The sequence below is a fragment of the Idiomarina xiamenensis 10-D-4 genome (assembly GCF_000299895.1).
Classification (GTDB): Bacteria; Pseudomonadota; Gammaproteobacteria; order Enterobacterales; family Alteromonadaceae; genus Idiomarina; species Idiomarina xiamenensis.
In genome coordinates this window covers 1-1181 of the sequence record NZ_AMRG01000052.1, presented here as the reverse complement: position 1 = coordinate 1181, position 1181 = coordinate 1, and the positions used below count along the sequence as shown (strand labels likewise).

The 1181-nt window shown below is 36.2% G+C and carries 2 protein-coding genes; both read left to right on the top strand.

What is annotated here, in order from left to right:
* The first annotated feature begins 39 nt into the window (after positions 1 to 39).
* Complete coding sequence (locus A10D4_RS13370; RefSeq protein ID WP_008490163.1) at positions 40 to 477, top strand: hypothetical protein; 438 nt, start codon at positions 40 to 42, stop codon at positions 475 to 477.
* On the top strand, positions 474 to 788 hold the full coding sequence (locus A10D4_RS13365; protein WP_008490162.1) for a hypothetical protein: 315 nt from the start codon (positions 474 to 476) through the stop codon (positions 786 to 788). Before A10D4_RS13370 ends, A10D4_RS13365 begins: the two co-directional genes overlap by 4 nt.
* Positions 789 to 1181 lie beyond the last annotated feature (393 nt).

The following is a 1181-nucleotide window of genomic DNA, read 5'->3' as shown; positions in this document are numbered from 1 at the left end:
TGGCATTAATACTTATGGGTATGTTGGGGGAGTCCGGTTATGTACTTTGACCATTTAGGATTAAAATACTGGCAGGGCACTATTCATGCCATTTCTGGTGGAGTTGGTTTCGGTGGAATAGCAGGTGGAGCAACACTAAAATCTGATTGCAATTCAAATGGTATAGGTTTTATCGCAAATGTCAGATTTCATGGTTTTGGAGCTACAGCGGGTTTTCCATGGGGTGCATCGGCTTCACCAATTACTTTATACTCCCCATTTAACGACACAAACCCTACAGACTTAGAGGGGGCATTCGTTTACGGAGGTTCATCAATTATAGTTTTAGCGGGTTATAACGCTTCAACAGTTCAGTTAGGAGAAACCACTGCGTTGACTTCTGGCGCTGCATTCGGTGCCGATGTTTCCTTTGGATACTTTAGAGGGCAGTCCAGTTTAACAAGCTTCACTTCATTTAAATGTGGATGTAAAGAATGATGAAACTCGCTTTAATACTGATAATAACCGTCTGCATTACAGATGTTCTTGGGTTGATTCTTTTAAAGAAAAGACAGCCTAATTTATTTCGAGAAATGGGCAATCCAAGGGTTTGGTGGACAGACTGGGACAAGCTTAATTACATTGGCGGTTTTATTATGTCATTTAGATATTTTTCTATTGTTGAAGACTTTTCCCTAAAATCAGCGTTTACCTTACAAGCCTTATCTCTGTGGATACTTCTTATCATTTTCATCTATGAGTATTTCATGCCCTATTTTTACGGTTTTATTGAGTTCCTTTTTCCTTAAACCAACCACAATGCACTTTCTAAAGCTCACTAGACAGTAAGAGATTCTCACTTCAAAAGTGTGATTTTAAAAATGAATAATCAATTATTTTTTTATGCCCTTCCTTTGCTTCTGATTACACACTTCATATCTTTAACTTTTATTATAAAGTTTCATCCTGTTCTTTATAATCAGCTCGGTAAGCCAAGAAGATTTTGGAGTGGGGCTACTGAAATGAGCTATCTATTTAGTTATGTAATATGGTTTAGATTTATAACTCTAAAACCATTTTGGCTGGTTATTACATTAACTATAAATGCGTTAACGCTATGGTTTATTATTTTTGTTTTTGTAGCTTATTTTGCTAAAGAGTTACATTTTATTTCCTAGATTCAACTAATCACAGCAACACTC

Excerpts from the sequence above, each read along its gene's own strand:
- A10D4_RS13370 (WP_008490163.1), top strand. The coding sequence starts at position 40 with ATGTACTTTGACCATTTAGGATTAAAATACTGGCAGGGCACTATTCAT.
- A10D4_RS13365 (WP_008490162.1), top strand. The coding sequence starts at position 474 with ATGATGAAACTCGCTTTAATACTGATAATAACCGTCTGCATTACAGAT.